The sequence below is a fragment of the Flavobacterium sp. genome (assembly GCF_035760125.1).
Lineage (GTDB): Bacteria > Bacteroidota > Bacteroidia > Flavobacteriales > Flavobacteriaceae > Flavobacterium.
Genome location: NZ_DASTTN010000195.1, coordinates 1 through 5212, shown reverse-complemented (window position 1 = coordinate 5212; position 5212 = coordinate 1). Strand labels below are relative to the sequence as shown.

Here is a 5212-nt window from a genome sequence, read left to right as displayed (position 1 = left end):
GTTGAATAACAGATTAATCCGATATAATACTTATAATGTATAAAAAGTCATCCTAAAACTAAGATGACTTTTTGTAATGTGATAGTTATGAGTGATTTAAACTAGATATTTATATTTTTTTCATTTGCTCTTTCATCATCGTGATCTGATCCTTGAGCATGTTTTGCTTGTCTAGCTTTTTAGCTTCGTTTAATAAAGTAGTAGCCTCAAGTTTTCTTCTGCGGGTCATTGCAACACCTGCTAAGTTTAATTTGGCAACTGCTAAGTCCATGTCCATTGATAGACCGAGTTCGATTGCTTTTTTGAAATATTTTTCAGCTTGATTGATATTTGTTTGCGAAAGCATAATTCCATGTAGGTAATTGAAATACCCTTGTTGTTTTCTGACTAAAGCAGTTTCGGGATTTTTGATGTATGCTAACCATTTTTTGGCTCCTTCGAAGTCTTGTTTTCTTAGTTTTAAAAAGGCAAGTAGAATAAGTTCGTTTTTGAAATATAAAAAAAATGGAATTCCAGACAATAAAATGAGGAAAATTCCGTTTCCAATATTGCTTTCTGTAAATTGCCAAATGCTAGTGATTATAATAAGTCCAGCGAGAATAAGTTTGATATTTTTATGAAACATAATGTATAAAGATTTATGGTTACAAAGATAGTAAAAGGATTTAAAAATATTTTTTAAAAACTACTTGCCAGAAAAAAAAGTCTTTGTATATTTGCACTCGGTTTTAGAATAATGGTTATTCAAAAATAAATAGACACTTAATTAAGATTTTAAATATACAAAGCAATGAGCAAAAGAACGTTTCAACCATCGAAAAGAAAAAGAAGAAATAAACACGGATTTATGGATAGAATGGCTTCTGCTAATGGAAGAAAAGTTCTAGCGCGTAGAAGAGCTAAAGGAAGACATAAGTTGACTGTTTCTAGCGAACCAAGACACAAAAAATAATGTTTGTATAAACATCTATAAGGCGTTACTTTTTTTAGTATCGCCTTTTTTTATACCCAAGCGGTACTGCTATTTTTAAGTTTGAAACAAGGTTTTTTTCTAACAAATTTCAAATTTTAAGTGATAAAAAACATCAACTACAATACATAATAAAATGCCAAAAGATACATCTATAAAATCAGTTTTAATAATAGGTTCAGGTCCGATAGTTATTGGTCAAGCATGCGAATTTGATTATGCAGGTTCACAGTCAGCCCGTTCCATTCGTGAAGAAGGGATTGAAGTAATTTTAATCAATTCCAATCCTGCGACAATTATGACCGACCCATCTATGGCGGATCATGTTTATTTGAAACCGTTAACGACAAAGTCTATTATTGAGATCCTTAAAGCACACCCGCAAATTGATGCGGTACTTCCAACTATGGGAGGACAAACAGCTTTGAATTTATGTTTGGAAGCAGACGAAAAAGGAATTTGGCAAGATTTCGGAGTACGATTAATAGGTGTTGATGTTAATGCCATTAATATTACTGAAGATAGAGAGCAGTTTAAACAACTTTTAGAAAAAATAAACGTTCCTACTGCACCGGCAAAAACGGCCACCTCTTTCTTGGAAGGAAAAGAAATTGCTCAGGAATTTGGATTCCCATTAGTAATTCGTCCTTCATTTACATTAGGAGGAACTGGGGCGGCTTTTGTGCACAGTAAAGAAGAGTTTGACGAAAAACTAACTTACGGATTAGAAATGTCACCAATTCACGAAGTTTTGATTGACAAAGCTTTGTTAGGTTGGAAAGAATATGAATTGGAGTTGTTGAGAGATAAAAACGACAATGTTGTAATTATCTGTTCTATCGAAAATATGGATCCAATGGGAATTCATACTGGAGATTCGATTACCGTAGCGCCAGCAATGACATTATCGGATACAACATTCCAGAAATTACGTGATTATGCTATCTTGATGATGCGTAGCATTGGAAACTTTGCAGGAGGTTGTAACGTACAGTTTGCTGTTTCGCCAGATGAAAAAGAAGATATTGTTGCGATTGAAATCAATCCTCGTGTGTCTCGTTCATCAGCTTTGGCATCAAAAGCGACAGGTTACCCAATTGCAAAAATTGCGTCTAAATTGGCTTTAGGATATAACTTAGATGAATTGCAAAATCAAATTACAAAATCTACTTCGGCTCTTTTTGAACCAACTTTGGATTATGTGATTGTAAAAATACCACGTTGGAACTTTGATAAATTTGAAGGAGCAGACAGAACTTTGGGACTTCAAATGAAATCCGTAGGAGAGGTAATGGGAATTGGACGTTCGTTCCAAGAAGCATTACACAAAGCTACGCAATCATTGGAAATCAAAAGAAATGGTTTGGGTGCTGACGGAAAAGGATATACGAACTATGAACAAATTATTGAGAAACTGACTTTTGCAAGTTGGGATCGTGTTTTTGTGATTTACGATGCTATTGCAATGGGAATTCCATTGAGCCGTATTCATGAAATTACAAAAATTGATATGTGGTTCTTGAAGCAATACGAAGAGCTTTATACTTTAGAAAAAGAAATTTCAAACTATAAGATTTCTAATTTACCAAAAGAACTTTTGCTTGAAGCAAAACAAAAAGGATTTGCCGACAGACAAATTGCTCACATGATGAATTGTCTGGAGAGCGAAGTTCATGCTTTGCGTATGACAATGGATATTAACCGTGTGTTTAAACTGGTTGATACTTGTGCAGCTGAGTTTAAAGCAAAAACTCCTTATTACTACTCTACTTTTGAGGCAGAAATCGAGAAAGCAAACGGAGAACGTTATGTTGACAATGAAAGTATTGTAACCGATAAAAAGAAAATAATAGTTTTGGGGTCTGGGCCAAACCGAATTGGACAAGGAATTGAGTTTGATTACTCTTGTGTACACGGAGTTTTGGCAGCCAAAGAATGTGGTTATGAAACCATAATGATTAACTGTAATCCTGAAACGGTTTCGACTGATTTTGATACAGCCGATAAATTGTATTTCGAACCAGTATTCTGGGAGCATATTTATGATATTATCCAACATGAAAAACCGGAAGGTGTTATCGTTCAATTAGGAGGTCAAACGGCTTTGAAATTGGCTGAAAAATTGTCGAAATACGGAGTTAAAATTCTAGGAACTAGTTTTGATGCCTTGGATTTAGCCGAAGACAGAGGGCGTTTCTCTGATTTGTTGAGTGAATTAAAAATTCCTTTTCCACAATTTGGAATTGCAGAAACAGCCGATGAGGCTTCTGCACTTGCTGATACTTTGGACTTTCCATTGTTGATTCGTCCTTCTTATGTATTGGGAGGTCAAGGGATGAAAATCGTAATCAACAAGCAAGAATTAGAGGAGCACGTAATCAATTTATTAAAAACGATTCCAGGAAATAAATTGCTGTTAGATCATTATTTGGCGGGAGCAATCGAAGCCGAAGCGGATGCGATTTGTGATGCTGATGGTAATGTTTATATTATTGGTATAATGGAGCATATCGAGCCTTGTGGAGTACACTCTGGAGACAGTAATGCTACTTTGCCACCTTTCAACTTGGGTGAATTTGTAATGCAACAGATAAAAGATCATACTCATAAGATTGCCAAAGCTTTAAAAACAGTTGGCTTAATCAATATTCAGTTTGCGATAAAAGACGATACAGTTTATATTATTGAGGCAAATCCTAGAGCTTCGAGAACAGTTCCGTTTATTGCAAAAGCTTATGGTGAGCCTTATGTAAATTATGCTACCAAAGTAATGTTAGGGCATAATAAAGTAACTGATTTTGATTTCAATCCGCAATTAAAAGGATATGCTATCAAACAACCTGTTTTCTCTTTCAGTAAGTTCCAAAATGTGAACAAAGCATTAGGGCCAGAGATGAAATCAACAGGAGAAAGCATCTTGTTTATTGATGACTTGAAAGACGATCAATTCTACGAATTGTACTCTAGAAGAAAAATGTATTTGAGTAAATAAGCTCGAGTTTAGATATTGAAAAAGCCCCGTTTGGGGCTTTTTGTTGTTTATGGGATATTTGCGGAATCTGGATTTAAAATCAATTGTCATTGTCGTTTTCAATTTTCACGCATAAACTCAAATGCTCCTTTCCGAAGTTGTATTCCGTATTCGAGATAGGCTTTCATACAGGCGAGGAAATTTGCCCAGCCTTCTGTGTTTCCTAGAGCCCATCTCAAGTTGGCTTCATTGTATGGTTTCCCGTCTTCGGTTACTTTTACTACCGTGCTTTTGTCGGGTTGTTCTTCTAGTGTAATTTTCACTACGGTTTCTTTGTCCCAAACATATGAAATCGAACGATTGATTTCAATCTGGATGTTTTTTACAGGAACTTCAACTGAGAATTCCGGAAATTTCCAAATCAATTCTTTTCCAGTTTCCATTCGTCCGTTGCTTTCTGAAATGAAATAGTTTGTCATTTTTTCGGGATTTATAATTCCTTCAAAGACTTCTTCAATAGGCTTTTGTATTTGTATCGTTGCTTTGGCTATCAGTTGCATAAAATTAAAATTTTGTAATTATTTCTTTTTGAGTTTCTCCTTAAAAAAATCAATGGTTCGGGTCCATGATAATGTGGCTGCTGTTTCATCGTATCTAGGAGTGGTATTGTTGTGAAAACCGTGGTTTACTCCAGGATAGAAGTAAGCGGTATGTTCTACTTTGTTTTTTTTGAGTATGGTTTCATAAGCAGGCCATCCTTCATTGACGCGGTTGTCTAAACCGGCATAGTGAAGCATAATTGGAGTCGTTACTTTTTCGGCTTCTTCCGCTGTGGGTTGTCCTCCGTAATATGGAACTGCCGCGGATAAAGTAGGGATTTTGACCGCCATCATATTGGCAATCCAACCTCCAAAACAAAAACCTACCACACCGACGTAACCATTGCAGTCTTTATGTGATTTTAGATATTCGTAGGCTGCAATAAAGTCTTCGAGCATTTCTTCTCGGGTGCGTTTCTTTTGAAGTTCCCTTCCCGCATCATCATTTCCGGGATAACCTCCTAGTGGAGATAGTGCATCCGGAGCCAAAGTAATGAAACCTTCTACAGCTGCTCTTCTTCCTACATCTTCGATATAAGGATTGAGTCCTCGATTCTCATGAACGACAATTATTCCAGGTAATTTTTTTTTGGTTTGTGTTGGTTGTGATAAAAGACCCTTGATTGCTCCGCCTCCTTTTGGGGATTGATAAGTTATATATTCTGATTTTAT

Annotated in this window: 5 protein-coding genes; 2 read left to right on the top strand and 3 right to left on the bottom strand. The window is 35.7% G+C overall.

Annotated elements, in window-relative coordinates; genetic code table 11:
- Positions 1-109: 109 nt before the first annotated feature.
- Complete coding sequence (locus VFS71_RS07355) at positions 110-625, bottom strand: DUF2892 domain-containing protein (protein WP_326400281.1); 516 nt, start codon at positions 623-625, stop codon at positions 110-112.
- A gap of 165 nt (positions 626-790) precedes the next feature.
- On the opposite strand from VFS71_RS07355, the gene rpmH reads away from it, so the two are divergent.
- A complete protein-coding gene (rpmH, locus tag VFS71_RS07350; protein WP_008464848.1) occupies positions 791-952 on the top strand; it encodes a 50S ribosomal protein L34 in 162 nt (53 codons plus the stop codon).
- A 154-nt stretch (positions 953-1106) separates the two neighbouring features.
- Positions 1107-3962, top strand: coding sequence for a carbamoyl-phosphate synthase large subunit (gene carB / locus VFS71_RS07345; RefSeq protein ID WP_326400280.1), 2856 nt, complete (start codon positions 1107-1109; stop codon positions 3960-3962).
- Positions 3963-4060: 98 nt separating this feature from the next.
- Here carB and VFS71_RS07340 read toward each other — a convergent pair whose 3' ends face one another.
- Positions 4061-4501, bottom strand: coding sequence for an SRPBCC domain-containing protein (locus VFS71_RS07340; RefSeq protein WP_326400279.1), 441 nt, complete (start codon positions 4499-4501; stop codon positions 4061-4063).
- A gap of 18 nt (positions 4502-4519) precedes the next feature.
- Positions 4520-5212, bottom strand: a 693-nt coding sequence (locus VFS71_RS07335; RefSeq protein ID WP_326400278.1) for a dienelactone hydrolase family protein, incomplete at its 5' end; no start/stop codon positions are given.